Source organism: Streptomyces sp. AC558_RSS880, from assembly GCF_019049255.1.
Taxonomy (GTDB): Bacteria; Actinomycetota; Actinomycetes; order Streptomycetales; family Streptomycetaceae; genus Streptomyces.
On the sequence record NZ_JAGMUJ010000003.1, the window covers coordinates 201,368 to 220,415 of the forward strand.

The 19,048-nt window shown below is 73.5% G+C and carries 19 protein-coding genes; 7 read left to right on the plus strand and 12 right to left on the minus strand.

The features are described 5' to 3' along the window. Positions 1 to 23 precede the first annotated feature (23 nt). From KUM38_RS01120 to pdhA, 6 genes are all read right to left on the minus strand, one after another. Positions 24 to 1,118 carry a TrkA family potassium uptake protein gene (locus tag KUM38_RS01120; RefSeq protein ID WP_217127337.1) on the minus strand — a complete coding sequence of 365 codons (1,095 nt, stop codon included), beginning with the start codon at positions 1,116 to 1,118 and terminating at the stop codon, positions 24 to 26. Beyond that, a complete protein-coding gene (locus KUM38_RS01125) occupies positions 1,115 to 2,467 on the minus strand; it encodes a molybdopterin molybdotransferase MoeA (RefSeq protein WP_217127338.1) in 1,353 nt (450 codons plus the stop codon). Before KUM38_RS01125 ends, KUM38_RS01120 begins: the two co-directional genes overlap by 4 nt. After that, positions 2,467 to 3,486 carry an NTP transferase domain-containing protein gene (locus KUM38_RS01130; protein WP_374227022.1) on the minus strand — a complete coding sequence of 340 codons (1,020 nt, stop codon included), beginning with the start codon at positions 3,484 to 3,486 and terminating at the stop codon, positions 2,467 to 2,469. Before KUM38_RS01130 ends, KUM38_RS01125 begins: the two co-directional genes overlap by 1 nt. Positions 3,487 to 3,588: 102 nt before the next feature. Then, the gene (locus tag KUM38_RS01135) at positions 3,589 to 5,034 is read right to left on the minus strand and encodes a dihydrolipoamide acetyltransferase family protein (protein ID WP_217127339.1); all 1,446 of its coding nucleotides are present in this window, start codon (positions 5,032 to 5,034) and stop codon (positions 3,589 to 3,591) included. Further along, complete coding sequence (locus tag KUM38_RS01140) at positions 5,034 to 6,038, minus strand: alpha-ketoacid dehydrogenase subunit beta (protein ID WP_217127340.1); 1,005 nt, start codon at positions 6,036 to 6,038, stop codon at positions 5,034 to 5,036. The genes KUM38_RS01135 and KUM38_RS01140 overlap by 1 nt, the downstream gene beginning before the upstream one ends. Continuing rightward, the gene (pdhA, locus tag KUM38_RS01145) at positions 6,035 to 7,177 is read right to left on the minus strand and encodes a pyruvate dehydrogenase (acetyl-transferring) E1 component subunit alpha (protein WP_217127341.1); all 1,143 of its coding nucleotides are present in this window, start codon (positions 7,175 to 7,177) and stop codon (positions 6,035 to 6,037) included. Before pdhA ends, KUM38_RS01140 begins: the two co-directional genes overlap by 4 nt. A gap of 185 nt (positions 7,178 to 7,362) precedes the next feature. Between pdhA and KUM38_RS01150 the strand changes: the two genes are divergently transcribed. Then, the gene (locus KUM38_RS01150) at positions 7,363 to 7,848 is read left to right on the plus strand and encodes an Lrp/AsnC family transcriptional regulator (RefSeq protein ID WP_217127375.1); all 486 of its coding nucleotides are present in this window, start codon (positions 7,363 to 7,365) and stop codon (positions 7,846 to 7,848) included. A 31-nt stretch (positions 7,849 to 7,879) separates the two neighbouring features. Here KUM38_RS01150 and KUM38_RS01155 read toward each other — a convergent pair whose 3' ends face one another. From KUM38_RS01155 to KUM38_RS01165, 3 genes are all read right to left on the minus strand, one after another. Further along, positions 7,880 to 8,185 carry a hypothetical protein gene (locus KUM38_RS01155; RefSeq protein WP_217127342.1) on the minus strand — a complete coding sequence of 102 codons (306 nt, stop codon included), beginning with the start codon at positions 8,183 to 8,185 and terminating at the stop codon, positions 7,880 to 7,882. A gap of 108 nt (positions 8,186 to 8,293) precedes the next feature. After that, a complete protein-coding gene (locus KUM38_RS01160) occupies positions 8,294 to 8,884 on the minus strand; it encodes a TetR/AcrR family transcriptional regulator (protein ID WP_217127343.1) in 591 nt (196 codons plus the stop codon). Further along, positions 8,881 to 10,395, minus strand: a complete 1,515-nt coding sequence (locus tag KUM38_RS01165; protein ID WP_217127344.1) for a 3-hydroxyacyl-CoA dehydrogenase — start codon at positions 10,393 to 10,395, stop codon at positions 8,881 to 8,883. The genes KUM38_RS01160 and KUM38_RS01165 overlap by 4 nt, the downstream gene beginning before the upstream one ends. A 161-nt stretch (positions 10,396 to 10,556) precedes the next feature. Between KUM38_RS01165 and paaN the strand changes: the two genes are divergently transcribed. Then, positions 10,557 to 12,248: a phenylacetic acid degradation protein PaaN gene (gene paaN, locus KUM38_RS01170; protein WP_217127345.1), complete on the plus strand. Its 1,692-nt coding sequence runs from the start codon at positions 10,557 to 10,559 to the stop codon at positions 12,246 to 12,248. Here paaN and KUM38_RS01175 read toward each other — a convergent pair. Genes KUM38_RS01175 through KUM38_RS01185 form a run of 3 tightly spaced genes read right to left on the minus strand, consistent with a single transcriptional unit; the run spans position 12,245 to position 15,115 of the window. Beyond that, positions 12,245 to 13,024 carry an RNA methyltransferase gene (locus tag KUM38_RS01175; RefSeq protein ID WP_217127346.1) on the minus strand — a complete coding sequence of 260 codons (780 nt, stop codon included), beginning with the start codon at positions 13,022 to 13,024 and terminating at the stop codon, positions 12,245 to 12,247. The two genes, paaN and KUM38_RS01175, sit on opposite strands and share 4 nt — an antisense overlap. 10 nt (positions 13,025 to 13,034) lie before the next feature. After that, entirely contained in the window at positions 13,035 to 14,276 is a 1,242-nt protein-coding gene (locus KUM38_RS01180) for an HTTM domain-containing protein (protein ID WP_217127347.1), read from the minus strand. Further along, positions 14,273 to 15,115 (minus strand): DUF5819 family protein, encoded by an 843-nt coding sequence (locus tag KUM38_RS01185; RefSeq protein WP_217127348.1) that lies wholly within the window; start codon positions 15,113 to 15,115, stop codon positions 14,273 to 14,275. The genes KUM38_RS01180 and KUM38_RS01185 overlap by 4 nt, the downstream gene beginning before the upstream one ends. A gap of 299 nt (positions 15,116 to 15,414) precedes the next feature. Here KUM38_RS01185 and paaA point away from each other — a divergent pair, with 299 nt between their 5' ends. From paaA to paaE, 5 genes are read left to right on the plus strand one after another with little or no spacing between them, the layout of a single operon-like run. After that, on the plus strand, positions 15,415 to 16,428 hold the full coding sequence (gene paaA / locus KUM38_RS01190) for a 1,2-phenylacetyl-CoA epoxidase subunit PaaA (protein WP_217127349.1): 1,014 nt from the start codon (positions 15,415 to 15,417) through the stop codon (positions 16,426 to 16,428). Continuing rightward, positions 16,425 to 16,712 carry a 1,2-phenylacetyl-CoA epoxidase subunit PaaB gene (paaB, locus tag KUM38_RS01195; protein ID WP_030215302.1) on the plus strand — a complete coding sequence of 96 codons (288 nt, stop codon included), beginning with the start codon at positions 16,425 to 16,427 and terminating at the stop codon, positions 16,710 to 16,712. Before paaA ends, paaB begins: the two co-directional genes overlap by 4 nt. Then, positions 16,709 to 17,446 carry a 1,2-phenylacetyl-CoA epoxidase subunit PaaC gene (paaC, locus tag KUM38_RS01200; RefSeq protein ID WP_217127350.1) on the plus strand — a complete coding sequence of 246 codons (738 nt, stop codon included), beginning with the start codon at positions 16,709 to 16,711 and terminating at the stop codon, positions 17,444 to 17,446. The genes paaB and paaC overlap by 4 nt, the downstream gene beginning before the upstream one ends. Continuing rightward, positions 17,440 to 17,982, plus strand: a complete 543-nt coding sequence (paaD, locus tag KUM38_RS01205) for a 1,2-phenylacetyl-CoA epoxidase subunit PaaD (protein ID WP_217127351.1) — start codon at positions 17,440 to 17,442, stop codon at positions 17,980 to 17,982. Before paaC ends, paaD begins: the two co-directional genes overlap by 7 nt. Continuing rightward, positions 17,982 to 19,040: a 1,2-phenylacetyl-CoA epoxidase subunit PaaE gene (gene paaE, locus KUM38_RS01210; protein ID WP_217127352.1), complete on the plus strand. Its 1,059-nt coding sequence runs from the start codon at positions 17,982 to 17,984 to the stop codon at positions 19,038 to 19,040. The genes paaD and paaE overlap by 1 nt, the downstream gene beginning before the upstream one ends. The last annotated feature ends 8 nt before the right edge of the window (positions 19,041 to 19,048 follow it).

Genomic DNA, 19,048 nt, shown 5'->3' on the forward strand with positions numbered 1-19,048 from the left:
ACGGCAACCGCAAGGAGGCCGCCTCAGCCGCGGAACGGACGGACGTCGGGCGCGATCTGTGTGCCCGGCGTCGCCCGCACGATCGTGATCAGCCGGTCCGTCAGTTCCAGCGTCCCGACGTCCGAGTCGTCGTAGCCGAGCACCCGGTGCCCGCGTACGACGCTCACCACCAGGTCGTCGACCTCACGGGGCACCTTGCCCACCTCGGCCTTTATGACCGGCCGCTCCACGATGTCGAGCCCGGAGCCCTGCTGGATGAGGTCCTCCATGACCATGCCCGCCGAGGGGCTGAGCACGGACAGCCCGAGCAGCCGCCCGGCCGCGCTGGCGCTGGTGATGACCGCGTCGGCCCCCGACTGCTTCAGCAGCGGGGCGTTCTCCTCCTCGCGCACCGCGGCCACGATCTTCGCGCCCCGGTTGAGCTGCCGCGCCGTCAGCGTCACGAGGACCGCCGTGTCGTCGCGCTGCGTCGCGATGATGATCTGCCGGGCCCGCTGCACCTCGGCCCGCTTCAGCACCTCGCTGCGCGTGGCATCCCCTATGACACCCGCGTAACCGTCCGCCGTGGCCGCGTCGACCGCCTTCGCGCTGGGATCGACGACCACGACCTGCTCCTTCCTGAGCCCGGTCGCACAGACGGTCTTGATCGCGGACCTGCCCTTGGTGCCGAACCCGACGACGACGGTGTGATCGCGCAACGCGGACCTCCAGCGGTTCAGTCGCCACTCCTCCCGCGTGCGTTCGGTGAGGGCCTCGAGGGTGGTGCCGACCAGAATGATCAGGAACAGCACGCGCAACGGCGTGATGACGAAGATGTTGGTGAGCCGGGCGGCGTCACTGACCGGAGTGATGTCGCCGTACCCGGTGGTGGAGAGGGTGACGGTCGCGTAGTAGAACGCGTCGAGGAGATCGAGGGATCCGTCGGAGTTGTCGTTGTAGCCGTCGTGGTCGGCGTACACGATGAACGCCGTCACCACCAGCACCACCAGGGCCCACGACAGTCGTTTGGTGACCTGGCGGATCGGATGCTCCACCAGTTTCCTCGGGAGTTTCACCCGATGGGTCACCAGATGTTCGTCCGCCTGGCGAGCGATGGCGTCCTGGCCCGGAAGTTTCACGTGAAACACACCCCGATTCCTCCGGACGCCCAGGGCAGGTCGAGCAGTTCCGCCTCCTGGCCCGGCCGTGCTCCGCCGGGAGGTACGACGGCGAGCGCGTCGGCCGCCGCGATACCGCGCAGCATGGCCGGGCCGTTGTAGAGCAGCGGCAGCGCCCGGTCACCGCGCAGGGCCACCGGGACCAGCCGGGTGTCGTACGGGTGCCCCTGCACCCCGTCCCGCAGCGGCAGCGCGTACGGCTCGGGGGCGGGGCGCGCGGCGAGGGTGCGCAGCAGGGGCTCGGCGAGCGTGAGCAGGCCGGAGACGGCGGCGAGGGGGTTGCCGGGCAGGCCGACGAGGTGCTGGTTCTCCTTGGTGCGGGCCAGGAGCATGGGGTGGCCGGGGCGCACCTTGACGCCGTCCACGAGGAGTTCGGCGCCGATGCGGCGCAGCGTGGGGTGCACGTGGTCGACCGGGCCCGCGGCGGTGCCGCCGGTGGTGACGACGACATCGGCGTCGGACGCCGTGATGGCCTCGTACAGCGCCTGTTCGGTGTCGCCGACCCGGCGTACGGCGGTCACCTCCGCGCCGAGCGCGCGCAGCCAGGGCGGCAGCAGCGGGCCGAGCGCGTCCCGGATCAGCCCGTCGTGCGGCAGGCCCTCGCCGAGCAGTTCGTCACCGAGGACGAACACGTCGACGCGGGGGCGGGGGACGGCGGTGAGCGTGTCGTATCCGGCGGCGGCGGCCATGCCCAGGACGGGCGGGGTCACCGGGACACCCACGGGCAGCAGCTGGTCGCCGCTGCGGCACTCCTGGCCGCGGGGGCGGATGTCCTGGCCGTGGGTGACCGTGTGCGGCGGCCGGGTGGCGGCGGTGACGTGCAGCCGGCCCTTGTCGTCGGTGCGGCCGTGTTCGCTGCGGAGCACGGCGGTGGTGTCCGGGGGGATGCGGGCGCCGGTGGCGATGCGGACGGCCTCGCCGTCGGTGAGCGGCGGGTGCGCGGCGTGCCCGGCGAGGACGCCCTCCTCCCGTACGGACCAGGGACCGGGGCCGGAGACCGCCCAGCCGTCCATCGCGGAGGTGTCGAAGGAGGGCAGGTCGGTGAGGGCGGTGAGGGGGGCGGCGAGGGTGAGGCCCAGGGCGGAGGCGAGGGGGACGGCGACCGGGGTCAGGTAGCCGGTGCGGCCGCCGGTGCCGTGGCGCGGGGCGCGTTCGGCGATGGCGCGGGCGTCGGTCCAGGCGGTGGCGTCGTGGTGCGGATGGCGGGGGGTTTCCGTGGTTCCGCCGGGATGTTTCCTCACGAGAGCGAGCGCCTCCTCGACGTCGAGGTCGTCGGCGTTCTTGTCGGCCCGGACGGCGCGCGGGGTCATCAGGCGTCCGGGCGGGTGTCGAGGGCTTCGGGGGTGGCGTGGGGGGCTTCGGGGACTTCAGGGGTGGCGTCGGGGGTGGCGTCGGGGGTTTCCTCGTCGGCCCAGCGCAGGGCGAGTGCCGCGGCCTTGCGGGCCGCCTCGGCGACGGCCTCCCGGCCGCCGCCCGCCTGTGCGGCCGCGTAGCCGACGAGGAAGGTGGTCAACGGCGCGGCGGGCCGGGCCACCCCGTGGGCGGCGTCGCGGGCGAGGTCGAGCAGCACGCCGGTGTCGACGTCCAGGTCGATGCCCAGCTCGTCCTTGACTGCGGAGATCCATTCATCCAACACGTGTCCATGCTCCCTGATGCGTGCCCTGGCGGTGGCGATGTCGTCCCAGGTGTCGCAGTCGAAGGACGCCACCGGGTCGGAGATGCGGGTGAGGTCGAGCGAGCCGGTCAGCCGGCGCAGGGGCAGCCCGGTCAGCTCGCCGTGCCGGCCGGTGAGCGCGGCCAGTTCGCGGCGCAGGGGACCGGTCCGGTACGCGGCGACGAGCGGCTGGTCCCGGCCGTCGGAGTCGGTCAGCAGCACGCCGTCGGTGGTGGCGCCGTGGCGGAGGGGCGTCAACAGCCCCCGTACCGTGCGGCGGTCGAGGAACGGCAGGTCGGCGGAGAGGACGACGACGTGATCGGCCGTGGTGTGCCGGAGCCCGGCGGCGAGCGCGGCCAGGGGCCCGCCGCCCGGGGGGTCCTCGCGGGCCCAGATCACGGGTCGTGCGGTGGGGCGGGGGCCGGCGACGACCACCGTGGTCCGGGCGCCGGCGCAGGCCGCGAGCACCCGGTCGAGCAGCGCCCGTCCGCCCACCCGTACGCCGGGCTTGTCCGCGCCCCCGAGCCGCCGGGCGGCGCCACCGGCGAGCACGACGGCGTCGTACGCGGAGTCGGGGTCCCCGAGGGGATCTCCGGGAGGATCGCCGGAGGGGTCACCGGGAAGACCACCGGAGGGATCGCCGGAAGGACCGCCGGGTGGCTGATGCTCGGTCACCCTCCGAGTATGCGTGCCCCCGCGATCACAGGGAACGCGGGGGCACCGAGATACGGCCGGGGAGACCCGGGAGACCGGGAAGACCGGGGACTTGAAGCGGACTCACAGCGACCGCAGCAGCACCGCCGGTTGTTCGACACAGTCCGCCACGTACCGCAGGAAGCCTCCCGCGGTGCCGCCGTCGCAGACCCGGTGGTCGAAGGTGAGCGAGAGCTGCACGACCTGCCGCACCGCCAGCTCGCCCTCGTGCACCCATGGCTTGGGGACGATGCGGCCGACGCCGAGCATGGCGGCCTCGGGGTGGTTGACGATCGGTGTGGAGCCGTCGACGCCGAACACGCCGTAGTTGTTCAACGTGAAGGTGCCGCCCGTGAGTTCCGCGGGCGTCAGCGTGCCCGACCGGGCCGCCTCGGTCAGCCGGGCGAACTCGGCCGTGAGCGCCTCGGCGTCCCGCGCGTGCGCGTCCCGGACGACGGGGACGACGAGCCCCCGGTCGGTCTGCGCGGCGAAGCCGAGGTGCACGTCGTCGTACTGGACGATCTCCCTGGCCTCGGTGTCCACCGAGGAGTTGAGCTCGGGGAAGCGGGCGAGTGCGGCGGTGCAGATGCGGGCCAGCAGGGCGATGACGGATATCTTCGGTCCGCCCGCCGCGTTCATCGCCGCGCGGGTCCGCATCAGTTCGGTCGCGTCGGCGTCCACCCAGCAGGTCGCGTCGGGGATCTCGGTGCGGCTGCGGGAGAGCTTGTCGGCGACGGCCCCGCGGATGCCCTTGAGGGGGACACGGGTCACGCCCGGGGTGCCCGCGGCCGGTGCCGGCGCGCCCGCCCGGTCGGCCCGCGTGTGCGGTTCGCCGGTCGTCGCGCCCGTACGGCTCTGGGCGGCGGCGGCGCGCAGGGCGTACTCCACGTCCGCGCGGAGGATCAGGCCATCGGGGCCGGAGCCGGTCAGCTCCCGCAGGTCCAGGCCGTTCTGCCGGGCCAGCCTGCGCACCAGGGGCGAGATCACGGGGACGGGGCCGTCCGCCGCGCCCGGGGTGCGGGCCTGCGCGACGGCGGGCCGCGCGGGCCTGGGCCGTCCGTTCGCCACGGGGGCGGAAGGGGCGGAGGGGGTGGTGGACGCGGCGGGGAGCGCGGGTGTCGCGGGTGTCGCCCGCGGCGGACGGACGCGGCGGCGCCGGGCCGGGGCTTCCGCGGTGCCGTAGCCGACCAGGACGTTGCCGGAGCCCTCGGTGGCCGGGGTCCGGCCGCGCGCGTCCTCGGATTCCGCGGTGCTCGCGTCCCCGGCCGGGCGGTCGTCGGCCGGCTCGCCCACCGCCACCGTCAGCAGCGGAGCGCCGACGGGCAGTTCCGTGCCCTCCACGCCGAAGCGGGCCGTGACGACACCGCCGTAGGGGCAGGGCACGTCCACCATCGCCTTGGCCGTCTCGACCTCGACGACCGGCTGGTCCACGGCGACGACGTCACCGACCTCGACCAGCCAGCGCACGATCTCCGCCCCGGTGAGCCCCTCACCGAGGTCGGGCAGCTTGAACTCCAGCACCTGTGCCATCAGCTCTCGGCCTCCCACTGCAGACGCCCCACGGCGTCCAGGATCCGGTCCACTCCGGGCAGGTGGTGGCGCTCCAGCATCGGCGGCGGGTACGGCAGGTCGAACCCGGCCACACGCAGCACCGGCGCCTCCAGGTGGTGGAAGCAGCGCTCCGTGACCCGGGCCGCGATCTCCCCGCCCGGGCCGCCGAAGCCACCCGACTCGTGGACGACGACCGCGCGTCCCGTCCGCCGTACCGAGGCGCACACCGTCTCGTCGTCGAACGGCACCAGGGAGCGCAGATCGACGACTTCGAGGTCCCAGCCCTCGGCCCGGGCCGCCTCGGCCGCCTCCATGCAGACGGGCAGCGACGGCCCGTACGTGATGAGCGTGGCGCTCCGCCCCGAGCGCCGCACCACCGCACGGCCTATCGGTTCAACGGCCGTCGGCTCCTCGGGGTTCCAGGAGTCCTTCGACCAGTAGAGCCGCTTGGGCTCCAGGAAGACGACGGGGTCGTCGGAGGCGATGGCGGCGCGCAGCAGCCCGTAGGCGTCGGCGACGGTGGCGGGCGTGACGACGTGGAGCCCCGGAGTCGCCATGTAGTACGCCTCGGAGGAGTCGCTGTGGTGCTCGACCCCGCCGATGCCGCCGCCGTAGGGGACGCGGACGGTGAGCGGCAGGGGCAGCTTCCCGCGCGTGCGGTTGCGCATCTTCGCGACGTGCGAGACGAGCTGCTCGAACGCCGGGTAGGCGAACGCGTCGAACTGCATCTCCACGACCGGCCGCAGCCCGTACATGGCCATGCCGACGGCCGTGCCGAGGATGCCCGCCTCGGCCAGCGGCGTGTCCGTGCAGCGGTCCTCGCCGAATTCCTTCGCCAGTCCGTCGGTGACCCGGAAGACACCGCCGAGGGTGCCGACGTCCTCGCCCATGACGTGCACGGACGCGTCGGCGGCCATGGCGTCGCGCAGGGCGCGCGTGAGGGCCTGCGCCATGGTGGCCGGTTTGACGGCGACGGTGGTCATCGCTGCGCCCCTTCCGGCTCGGCCTCGGCCGCCAGCTCGGCCCGCAGCTGCTCGCGCTGCTCAAGCAGCTGGGGGGTGGGCTCGGCGTAGACGTGGGTGAAGAGGTCCATGGGGTCGAGCGCCGGGTCCTGGTTCATGCGGGCCCGCAGGTCGGCGGCCATGGTCTCGGCGTCCTGGCGGGCGGTCTCGACGCCGGTCCCGTCGAGCAGTCCGCGCCCGGTCAGCTCGTGCTCCAGCAGCGCGATCGGGTCGTGCCGCTTCCAGGTCTCCACCTCGGCGTCCCCGCGGTAGCGGGTGGCGTCGTCGGCGTTGGTGTGGGCCTCCACGCGGTACGTGACCGCCTCGACCAGGGTCGGGCCGCCGCCCGCGCGGGCGCGGCGTACGGCGTCGGCCAGGACCTCGTGCACGGCGGCGGCGTCGTTGCCGTCGACCAGGCGGCCGGGCATGCCGTAGCCGACGGCCTTGTGGGCCAGCGACGGGGCCGCGGTCTGCTTGGCGAGCGGTACGGAGATCGCGAAGCCGTTGTTCTGGACGAGGAAGACCACCGGGGCCTGCCAGACGGCGGCGAAGTTCAGCGCCTCGTGGAAGTCGCCCTCGCTGGTGCCGCCGTCGCCGACCATGGCGAGCGCGACCACGTCGTCGCCCTTGAGGCGGGCGGCGTGCGCGAGACCGACGGCGTGCGGCAGCTGGGTGGCGAGCGGGGTGCTCAGCGGCGCCACGCGGTGCTCGTGGGGGTCGTAGCCGGTGTGCCAGTCGCCGCGCAGCAGGGTGAGGGCCTCCACGGGGTCCACCCCGCGCGCGACGACGGCGAGGGTGTCGCGGTAGCTCGGGAAGAGCCAGTCGCGCTCCTCGAGGACGAGCGCGGCGGCGACCTCGCAGGCCTCCTGGCCGGTGCTGGAGGGGTAGACCGCGAGACGGCCCTGCTTGGTGAGGGCGGTGGCCTGCGCGTTGTAGCGGCGGCCCTTCACCAGCTCCGCGTACAGCCGGCGCAGCAGCTCCGGGTCGGCCCCGGCGGCCGCCTCGGTGCCGAGCACGCGGTACGGCTCCGCGTCGGGCAGCAGCGGCGCGGGGTCGGTACGGGGCTGCCAGGCGGGCGGCGGGGTCGGCCGGTAGGCCCCCCGCTGCTCCATGACCGTCATGACGGCACCTCCTCGTGGGATGTCGGAGGCACGGCGTCTGTGACGCGCCTCACCAACCGATTGTTCGGTCGTCGGCGCATTTTGGCTACGGGTGGCACCAGGCTGTGGACAAACGGTTCTCCACATCCTGAGATGGATGCAGGACGTCCACGGCGGAGAGGTGGGGGCAGGTGGCATCTGAACAAATGGCCGATGACCGGGAGGGGACCGGGCCGTTCACTCCGGCGCGGCCCCTGGACGACATCGACCAGGACATCCTGCGGATGCTCCAGGCGGACGGCCGCGCGTCCGTACGCTCGGTCGCCGAGCGGGTCCACGTCTCCCGCGCGAACGCGTACGCGCGCATCAACAGACTGGTCGAGGACGGCGTCATCCGCGGCTTCGGGGCCCGCGTCAACCATGAGCGGGCCGGTCACGGAACGTCCGCCTACATCACCCTGAAGATCGTCCAGAACACCTGGCGCACGGTCCGCGAGCAGCTCCGGCAGCTCCCGGGCGCCTCGCACATCGCGCTGGTGGGCGGCGACTTCGACGTCCTGCTGCTGGTGCACACGCCCGACAACCGGGCGCTGCGCGAGCTGGTGCTCACCCGGCTCCAGGCGATCCCCGAGGTGCTCAGCACGCGCACGCTGCTGGTGTTCGAGGAGGAGGACCTGGAGCCACAGGGGTGAACGCCCGGCCGGGCGTCCTCGCCGACGGCCGTCAGGTGGAGGCGGCCCACACCGCGCCCAGCAGAACCGCGAACACCAGCGGAAGCAGCGCGCAGCCGAGGCCCGCGCCGGCCACCGCCCTCCGCAGCCCCCGCGGGGAGCGGCGGGGCAGCACCCAGGCGAGCAGCAGCAGGCCGGACGCCCAGTAGAGGACGTTCCCGAAGGCACCGGGGCCGTCGTGGGACCGGAACCAGACGTACTCCGACGCGAGGACCGGCAGGCCGATCAGGGTGGCCGTCAAAGGCGTCCGCCACCACGCCCGGTGGGCGGGGGAGGACGGCACGTCGTTCCGGATCATGCGCCCGGTCCCTCACCACCGGCCGGCCGGCACCTCGGGCCACGTACTCGTCCCCGCCACGCGCGCGTGCTCACTCCCACCACGCGCGTACTCATCCGGCGCGCGCCGTCACCCGGCCCGGCGCAGCCCCCCGAAGGCCAGCTGGGCCACCGCGTCGGCCACCTCGCGCTCGCTCATGCCGCGCCCGTCCGGCCGGTACCACTCCACGATCGAGTTGATCATGCCGAAGACCAGCCGGGTCACCAGGCGCACCTCTATGTCCTCGCGCACGTCCCCGTCGGCCGCCGCCGCCTTCAGCAGCGCCGCCACCCGGTGGTCGAACTCGCGCCGCCGCTCCAGCGCCCACCGCTCGGTGCCCGTGTTGCCGCGCACCCGCAGCAGCAGCGTCACGTACGGCAGCTCGGCGATCAGCACCTCGACCATGCGCCGTACGACGTACTCCAGACGCTCGGCGGCGCTCCCCACGCGCGCGTGCTCCTCGTCGAGGATGGCGAAGAGCCCGTCCAGGGCCCGGCTCACCGCGCGGCGCAGCAGTTCCTCCTTGCCGGCCACGTGGTGGTAGATCGACGACTTGGAGATGCCGGCGGCCTTGGAGAGGTGCTCCATGGAGGTGCCGTCGTAGCCGCGCTCGTTGAACACCCGGACGGCGACGGACAGGAGCGTCTCCGGGGTGTACGTGTCGCGCCTGGCGGTGGTCATGAGGTGCCCTCCCGCTCGTCCGAGGCGTAGGCGTGGCGGTACAGGGCGAGGGAGGGCGCGTAGCGGCCGGACGGGTCGCACTGGTGCAGGTTGTCCAGCACGGAGCAGGCCCAGCCGCCGCCGAGCCGGCGGCTCCACTCCAGCGGCCCCAGCGGGTAGTTCACGCCGAGGCGCATCGCGGTGTCGACATCGTCCTCGGTGGCCACGCCCTTGGCGACGGCGTCGTGCGCCAGGTCGATGATCCGGGCCACCGTCCGCGCGACGATCATCCCGGGGACGTCCCCGATGACGCTGACCTTCTTGCCGAGCGCCTGGAACAGTCCGGTGGCCTCGGCGACGGTCACCGGGGAGGTGTTCGGGGCGTGGGACAGGGCGACGCGGGTGGCCGCGCGGTAGTCGAGGGCGAGGTCGAAGTAGACGACGTCGCGGAACTCCACGGAGGTCTGGCCGTCGGCGAGCACCAGCTGGCCGCCGCCGGGCAGCACCAGGCGGGTGCCGTTGTCCTCGTCCTCCTCCCGCACCTGGATGCCGGCCTCGCGGATCAGGGCGAGCAGCTCCGAGGCGGGCCCCAGATCGCCCTCGGCGACCACGTACGCGGGCGGCTCGGCGGGCTCCGCGGTGTGCGGCTCGGGGCGCTCGGCGCCGTCCCGGTGGTCGTACCAGCCCTGGCCGCTCTTGCGGCCCAGGCGGCCCGACTCGACCAGCCGGCGCTGGGCGAGCGAGGGGGTGAAGCGCACGTCCTGGAAGAAGGACCGCCACACCGAGTGCGTCACGGACTCGTTGACGTCCTGCCCGATGAGGTCGGTCAGCTCGAAGGCGCCCATCCGGAAACCGCCGGACTCGCGCAGGACCGCGTCGATGGTGGCCGGGTCGGCGCCCTGGGACTCGTACACCGCGAAGGCCTCGGCGTAGAAGGGCCGGGCGACGCGGTTGACGATGAAGCCGGGGGTGTCGGCGCAGGCGACGGGCGTCTTGCCCCAGGCGCGGGCCGTCTCGTACGCGCGCGTGGCGTACGTGACGTCGGTGGCGAACCCGGAGACGACCTCGACGAGCGGCAGCAGCGGCGCGGGGTTGAAGAAGTGCAGGCCCACGAAGCGGCCGGGGACGCGCAGGGCGCCGCCGATCGCGGTGACGGAGAGGGAGGAGGTGTTGGTGGCGAGCAGGCAGTCGTCGGAGACGATGTCCTCCAGCGCACGGAACAGCTCCTGCTTGACGTCCAGGCGCTCCAGGACGGCCTCGACGACCAGGGTGCAGTCGGCGAGCTCGCCGAGCTCGGCGGCGGGCCGCAGACGGGCGCGCGCGGCGTCCCGCTCGGCGGCGGTGAGCCGTTCCTTCTCCACCAGCCGGTCCAGTCGGGCGCCGATCGCGTCGGCCGCCTCGCGGGCCCGGCCGTCGGCGGCGTCGTACAGCCGCACGGGGTGGCCCGCGACCAGCGCGACCTGGGCGATTCCCTGGCCCATGGTGCCGGTGCCGACCACGGCCACGGGACTGCTGAGGTCGAGTGCTGTCATGTGCGCGATCCTCCCGCACGGGGTTGTCCACAGATGCGGCGGACCCCCTTGTCCCGACCGATCGTTCGGTTACTCTAACTCTGACCGCCCATTCCTGACTACGTTTCCGCACAGGTCCATGAGCTCGACGAAGAGTTCCTGAGACGAGGAGTTGGTCCCGCATGGCCGCCGAACTCACCGCGCACGAGCTGATCGCCCGGCACCGTCCCACCCTGGACCGGGCGCTGGAGGCGATCCGCACGCGCGCGTACTGGTCCCCGCACCCCGAGCACCCCAAGGCCTACGGGGAGAACGGCAGCCTGGACATGGCGGCGGGCAAGGCCGCCTTCGACGCCCTGCTCGGCACCCGCCTCGACCTCGGCCAGCCCGGCACGGACGGCTGGGTGGACGGCGAGACCTCCCCGTACGGCATCGAGCTGGGCGTGAGCTACCCGCACGCGGACCTCGACGAGCTGCTGCCCGCCATGAAGGCCGGGATGCGGGCCTGGCGGGACGCGGGCGCGGAGACCCGCGCGGTGGTCTGTCTGGAGATCCTCAAGCGGATCAGCGACCGGACGACGGAGTTCGCCCAGGCGGTCATGCACACCTCCGGCCAGGCGTTCATGATGGCGCTCCAGGCCGGCGGCCCGCACGCGCAGGACCGCGGCATGGAGGCGGTGGCCTACGCGTACGCGGAGCAGGTCCGCACGCCCGGCACCGCGGAGTGGACCAAGCCGCAGGGCAAGCGCGACCCGCTCGCGCTCACCAAGGAGTTCACGCCGGTCCCCAGGGGCATCGCACTGGTCATCGGCTGCAACACCTTCCCGACGTGGAACGGCTACCCGGGCCTGTTCGCCTCCCTGGCCACCGGCAACGCGGTCCTGGTCAAGCCGCACCCCCGCGCGGTGCTGCCGCTCGCGCTCACCGTGCAGGCGGCCCGCCAGGTGCTCACCGAGGCCGGCTTCGACCCGAACCTGGTGGCGCTCGCCGCCGAGCGGCCCGGCGAGGGCATCGCCAAGACCCTCGCCACCCGTCCCGAGATCCGGATCATCGACTACACCGGCTCCACCGAGTTCGGCGACTGGCTGGAGAACAACGCCCGCCAGGCACAGGTGTACACCGAGAAGGCCGGCGTCAACACGGTGATCGTGGAGTCGACCGGCGACTACCAGGGGATGCTGTCCAACCTGGCGTTCTCCCTGTCGCTGTACAGCGGCCAGATGTGCACCACCCCGCAGAACCTGCTGATCCCGCGCGGCGGCATCACCACCGACCAGGGCCCCAAGTCCTTCGACGAGGTCGCCGCCGACCTGGCGAAGGCGGTCGACGGCCTGCTCGGTGACGACGCGCGCGCCAACGCGCTGCTGGGCGCGATCGTCAACCCGGACGTCAAGGCCCGCCTGGAGGCCGCCGCCGGTCTCGGCGAGGTCGCCCTCGCCTCCCGTGAGATCGCCCACCCGGAGTTCCCGGGCGCGGTGGTGCGCACTCCGGTGATCGTGAAGCTCGACGGCGCCAAGCCGGACGCCGAGGCCGCCTACATGAGCGAGTGCTTCGGCCCGGTCTCCTTCGCCGTCGCGGTCGACTCGGCCGACGACGCGGCTCGGCTGCTGCGGCGCACGATCCGTGAGAAGGGCGCGATGACGGTCGGCGCGTACACGACCTCCCCGGAGGTCGAGGAACAGGTCCGGGAGGTCTGCCTGGAGGAGGCCGCCCAGCTCTCCCTGAACCTCACCGGCGGGGTGTACGTCAACCAGACGGCCGCCTTCTCCGACTTCCACGGCTCCGGCGGCAACCCGGCGGCCAACGCCGCCCTGTGCGACGGCGCGTTCGTGGCCGGCCGGTTCCGGGTGGTCGAGGTGCGCCGGGAGGCCTAGAGGGCGTGAGGTGCGCCCCCGGTGGCGCTCCAGTGGTACAGCGTCATGGCCACACTGGTCGCGAGGTTGTAGCTGGAGACCTGGGGGCGCATCGGCAGCGCCACCAGGTGGTCGGCCCGCGCGCGGAGCTCCGCCGACAGTCCGCTGCGCTCGGAGCCGAAGGCGAGCAGCGCGTCGTCCGGCAGCTTCAGCGAGCGGATGTCCGTACCCTCCGGGTCGAGCGCGAAGACCGGCCCCGGCGGCAGCTCGTCGACGGTCAGCCGCTCCACGGCGGTGGCGAAGTGCAGCCCCGCCCCGCCGCGCACGACGGTGGGGTGCCAGGGGTCGAGCGTGCCGGTGGTGACGACCCCGGTCGCCCCGAAACCGGCGGCCAGCCGGATCACCGCGCCCGCGTTGCCGAGGTTGCGCGGATTGTCCAGGACCACCACGGGGGCGGTGCGCGGGGTGCGCGCCAGCTTCCCGAGGTTGCCCGCGCGGGAGGGGCGTACGGCCAGGGCGGCCACGGCGGTGGGATGCGGGCGCGGCACGAGGGCGGCGTACGTCTCGCGGGGCACCTCGGTCAGCAGCTCCGCCAGCGTGTCCCGCACGTCCTCGGCCAGCTCCTCGGCGAGCGCGAGCGCGCCGGCCCGGTCCGCGGTGAGCGCCACCCGGACCTCGGCCCCGAAGCGCACGGCGTGCTTGAGGGCGTGGAAGCCGTCGAGCAGCACGGCGGCGCCGGCCAGGCGGTGCCAGGCGGACACGAGGCCGGCCGGGGTCTCGGGAGCGGGGTCGGTCATGGTGTGCAGCCTACGTGCGCGGGCCCGGCACCCCGCCGGGTGCCGGGGCGGCCTCCACCGGGTCCCCTCCGGCGGGGCGGTCGGCCGGGGGCCGCGGCCGCGGAATCCACGTCCCGCGCGGACGCAGCCGCCCGCACGCGCGTGCCGCGAGGCTCCCGAGGCGGCGCAGGAAGGCCGTCGGCAGGAAGACCGCGTCCGCCGCGATCATCGCCAGGGAGAAGAAGGGCAGTCCGAGCACGACGGCGATGACCGCGTGCTCCATGATCATGAAGGCCAGCAGGACGTTCTTGACCCGCCGGTTGAACAGCGTGAACGGGAAGGCGACCTGCACGACGACCGTCCCGTAGGTCATCAGCATCACCATGGTGCCGCTGGCCGACAGCAGGTCCGCGAGGGCCGGCCAGGGGGAGAAGTACTCCAGGTGCAGCGGGTAGTGGACGGCGGTGCCGTCCTGCCAGCGGGAGCCCTGGACCTTGTACCAGCCGGCCGTGGCGTAGATCAGACACGCCTCGGCCATGATCACCAGCAGCGCGCCGTTGTGCACGATGTTCGTGACGACGTCCAGCAGGATCCTCGGCTGCCCGGTCCTCGCGCCGCGTCCGACCAGCCACCACAGCGCCTGCGCGAGCCACACGGTCCACAGCAGCAACGGTATGAACCGGTCGCCGTCCGTCCGGCCCGCCAGTGTCGCCAGGAGCAGCAGGAGGCCCAGCACACCCCACAGCACCGGGCCGACCCGGTCGCGCGGCCGCTCGCCCCGCGCACGCGCCCCGGCCGCGCGGCGCGCACGCCGCGCGTCCAGGGACCAGACCTGGCCGCAGCGCGTGAACACCAGGTAGATCGACATCAGGTGCAGGACGTTGTCGCCGCCGTCCCCCATGAAGACGCTGCGGTTCTGCAGCGCCAGCACGCCCACCATGAACAGCACCGACATGGTGCGGGTGCGCCAGCCGAGCAGCAGCAGGAGGCTCCACAGCACGGCGAGCGCGTAGACGGCCTCGAACCAGACCTGGCCGTCCGACCACAGCAGCGGCGTGAAGGCGCCGTTCGTCGCGACCAGCTGATCGGCGAGGTCCCAGCTCCAGGGCCCGTCGGGGCCGTACAGCTCCTGGCGGTGGGGGAACTCGCGCAGCAGGAACAGCAGCCAGGTCAGGCTGAAGCCGATGCGGATCACGGCGGTCTGGTGGGGGCCGAGCGCGGAGTCGGTGACGCGGGCTGTCGCGCGGGACAGCGCCGACGAGAAGCGGTTCACCCCACGCCTCCCCGGGCCTCGTCCTCGGGCACCGGCCACCAGGACAGCGTGCGGTACACGGGTGTGGTGGAGATCTCCTCACCGCTCCACTCGGGCGGCGGCACCTGGACGGTCCGTGAGCGGATCTGGACGCGCTCGACGGCACCGCCCGGACCGGCCGCGTCCGCGCGGTCGAGGCGCAGCACCGTGATCCGGCGCAGATACGTCTCGGACAGCGCCCCGCGCAGGCCCACCGGCCGGTTGTCGTCGTCGTGCGTGGCGACGAAGAAGTCCCAGGCGCGGCGCAGCTCGTTCTGCTGGGTGTGGCTGGGCAGGAGGTTGCCGTCGATGGCACGGCCGTCCTGTGCGGACAGGTCGTACCAGCCGGTGGTCCGTGTCCCGCCGTCCGCCGCGCGGATCTCGGCACGCACCTGGACGGCGATGTCCTGCTGCAACGGGTTCGGCGCGAACAGCTTCCAGTTCTGCTCGAACTCCGGGTAGATCCAGTTCTCGACCGTCTCGCCGTGCTCCTTGCTGACCGTGTTCGCCGGCGCGACGTGCAGGAACGTCATGCCGAGGTGCACACAGACCACGACCGCGACGACCGCGAGCGCCGTCGCGGCGGCGATCCGGTAGCGCAGGGAGAGCGCGGCCACCCCGGTGCGGGGTCCGGCGGGCGGGCCGGCGGGGGAGTGCGGCGCGGGCGCGCCGCCCGCGGATCGCCCCGGATCGGGCGGAGGGGTCCGGGGCCCCGGCGGGTCCACCGGCGACGCGGGTCCGGGCAGGGCGGGGCGCGGGCCGGGCACGCCCTGCCCGGCGGGCCCGTGCCGGGCGTCCGAGCCCTTGTCGTACGCGTTCATCCCGCCCCGATCCACCGATCCCGGTCCGTCACCGTTTCCGCCCCGCCGCGAGGGCCCGGTACCGATCCGCCGCGTCGCACGGAACGGTACTCAGCACCGGCCCTCCGGGCACAGTCCCGCCGGGATCCCGTTCCGTGGCCGTCGCCACACCGCGGACCGAGCACCGTCGTCCACGGGCGGTCCCCGCAGGTTATCCACAGCGGTTGACACCTCGCGGCGCCCGTCTCACCATGGAATCGCACGAACCGAACGATCGGTCGGGAGCGTGCTCCGGGAAGCATCCAGTCGAGGGGGACCTCATGGCGACAGCAGCCGCCCGCGATACGGCCGGCAGCCAGGCGTACGACGCACCGGCCGGCGCCGACGACACCGCCGGTCACGAGCGCGCCTTCGACGCGGCCGTCGCCGCCGACGAGCGGATCGAGCCGCGCGACTGGATGCCGGACGCCTACCGGGCCACGCTCGTCCGGCAGATCGCCCAGCACGCGCACTCCGAGATCATCGGCATGCAGCCGGAGGCCAACTGGATCACCCGCGCGCCCTCGCTGCGCCGCAAGGCGATCCTGATGGCCAAGGTGCAGGACGAGGCGGGGCACGGCCTGTATCTGTACAGCGCCGCCGAGACCCTCGGCACCAGCCGCGAGGAGCTGCTCGACAAGCTCCACTCCGGCCGCCAGAAGTACTCCTCGATCTTCAACTACCCGACGCTGACCTGGGCGGACGTCGGCGCCATCGGCTGGCTGGTGGACGGCGCGGCGATCACCAACCAGGTGCCCCTGTGCCGCTGCTCCTACGGCCCGTACGCGCGCGCGATGGTCCGCATCTGCAAGGAGGAGTCCTTCCACCAGCGCCAGGGCTACGAGCTGCTGCTGGCCCTCAGCAAGGGCACCCCGGAGCAGCACGCGATGGCGCAGGACGCGGTGGACCGCTGGTGGTGGCCGTCGCTGATGATGTTCGGCCCGCCCGACGACGAGTCCCAGCACTCCGCACAGTCGATGGCCTGGAAGATCAAGCGCCACTCCAACGACGAGCTGCGCCAGCGCTTCGTCGACATCTGCGTCCCCCAGGCCGAGTCCCTCGGCCTGACCCTCCCCGACCCGGACCTGAAGTGGAACGAGGAGCGCGGGCACCACGACTTCGGCGCGATCGACTGGTCGGAGTTCTGGGACGTCCTCAAGGGCAACGGACCCTGCAACGAACAGCGGCTGACCCGGCGCAGGCAGGCCCACGAGGACGGCGCCTGGGTCAGGGAGGCCGCGGCGGCCCACGCGGCCAAGCACACGAACGGCGAGACAGGAGCTGCGCGAGCATGACCCACACCGACTGGCCCCTGTGGGAGGTCTTCGTGCGCTCGCGCCGCGGACTGTCCCACACCCACGCCGGCAGCCTGCACGCACCGGACGCGGAGCTGGCCCTGCGCAACGCCCGCGATCTGTACACCCGGCGCGGCGAGGGCGTCTCGATCTGGGTCGTCCCGTCGTCCGCGATCACCGCCTCCTCGCCCGACGAGAAGGACCCGTTCTTCGAACCGGCCGCCGACAAGCCCTACCGGCACCCGACGTTCTACGAGATCCCCGAGGGGGTGCGGCACCTGTGACGACGACCCCCGCCAAGGACACCGCCGACCGCACGACCGCCGCGCTCGCCCTCGGCGACGACGCGCTGGTGCTCTCCCACCGCCTGGGCGAGTGGGCCGGCCACGCCCCCGTGCTGGAGGAGGAGGTCGCCCTCGCCAACATCGCACTGGACCTGCTGGGCCAGGCCCGGGTACTGCTGTCGATGGCGGGCGACGAGGACGAGCTGGCCTATCTGCGCGAGGAGCGCGCCTTCCGCAACCTCCAGCTGGTGGAGCAGCCGAACGGCGACTTCGCCCACACCATCGCCCGCCAGCTGTACTTCTCCGCCCACCAGTACCTCCTCTACGGCGCACTGGCCGCCGGCGACGGCCCGTTCGCGCCGCTGGCCGGCAAGGCGGTCAAGGAGACCGCCTACCACCGCGACCACGCCGAACTGTGGACGCTGCGGCTCGGCGACGGCACGGAGGAGAGCCACGCGCGGATGCAGCGGGCCGTGGACGCGCTGTGGCGCCACACCGGTGAGATGTTCCAGCCCGTCGAGGGCCTGGACGTCGACTGGGCCGGCCTGGAGACGGCCTGGCTGGAGCGGATCGGCGAGGTGCTGCGCCGGGCCACGCTCACGGTGCCCGAGGGCCCGCGCACGGGAGCGTGGGCGGCCGGCGCCGGCCGTCAGGGCCTGCACACCGAGCCCTTCGGCCGGATGCTCGCCGAGATGCAGCACCTGCACCGCAGCCACCCGGGGGCGACATGGTGACCGCCCTCACCCCGCTGGAGGCCGAACTCCTGGAGCTCGCCGGTTCGGTGCCCGACCCCGAACTGCCCGTGCTGACCCTGCGCGAACTGGGCGTCGTGCGCGCGGTGCACGCACGCGGCACGGACACCGTCGAGGTCGAGCTGACCCCGACGTACACCGGCTGCCCGGCCGTCGAGGCGATGAGCCTCGACATCGAGCGGGTGCTGCGCGACCACGGAGTGCGCGAGGTCACCGTGCGCCGGGTGCTCGCACCCGCCTGGTCGACCGACGACATCACGGACGAAGGGCGCCGCAAACTGCGGGAGTTCGGCATCGCACCGCCACGCGTACGGGCGGCCGCCGGGCCGGTCGGGGTGGAGCTCGGACCGACGCGCACCCGCGCGATTCGGCCGGAGGACGAACCGGTGCCCGTCCACTGCCCGCACTGCGGCTCGGCCGAGACCGAACTGCTCAGCCGCTTCTCGTCCACCGCGTGCAAGGCACTGCGCCGCTGCCTGGCCTGCCGTGAACCGTTCGACCACTTCAAGGAGTTGTGATGGCCCGCTTCCACCGGCTCCGGGTGGCCGCGGTCGACCGGCTCACCGACGACTCCGTCGCCCTCACCCTCACCGTCCCCCCGCACCTGGCCGAGGAGTACCGGTACGTCCCCGGCCAGCACCTGGCCCTGCGGCGCGTCGCGGACGGCGAGGACATCCGGCGCACCTACTCCATCTGCTCCCCCGCACCCGACGGCGAGGCACCGAGCACGCTCCGGGTCGGCGTGCGGCTGGTCGAGGGCGGCGCCTTCTCCACGTACGCACTCAAGGAGATCGGCCTCGGCGACGAGCTGGAGGTGATGACCCCGGCCGGCCGTTTCACGCTCCCACCCGCGCCGGGCCGGTACGCGGCGATCGTCGGCGGCAGCGGCATCACACCCGTGCTGTCGATCGTCTCGACCCTCCTCGCGCGCGAGCCCGCGGCCCGGTTCTGCCTGATCCGCAGCGACCGGACGACCGCCTCGACGATGTTCCTGGAGGAGGTCGCCGACCTGAAGGACCGCTACCCCGAGCGGCTCCAGCTGGTGACGGTGCTCTCCCGGGAGGAGCAGCAGGCGGGGCTGCCGTCCGGACGGCTGGACCAGGAGCGGCTGACCGGGCTGCTGCCGGTCCTGCTGCCCGTGGAACAGGTGGACGGCTGGTTCCTGTGCGGGCCGTACGGCCTGGTCGAAGGAGCAGAGCGGGCGCTGCGCGGGCTGGGTGTGGCGCGCTCCCGCATCCACCAGGAGATCTTCCACGTGGACGCCGGTACGGCGACCGCCGCCACGGTGCCCGCCCCCGCGCACAGCACGGTCACCGCCCGGCTCGACGGACGCGGCGGGACCTGGCCCGTCCAGGACGGCGAGTCCCTGCTGGACACGGTGCTGCGCAACCGGCCCGACGCGCCCTACGCCTGCAAGGGCGGGGTGTGCGGAACCTGCCGCGCCTTCCTCGTCTCGGGCGAGGTGCGGATGGACCGCAACTTCGCGCTGGAGTCGGAGGAGACGGAGGCGGGCTATGTCCTGGCCTGCCAGTCGCACCCGGTGACGGAGCGGGTGGAACTGGACTTCGACCGGTAGGAGCGGGC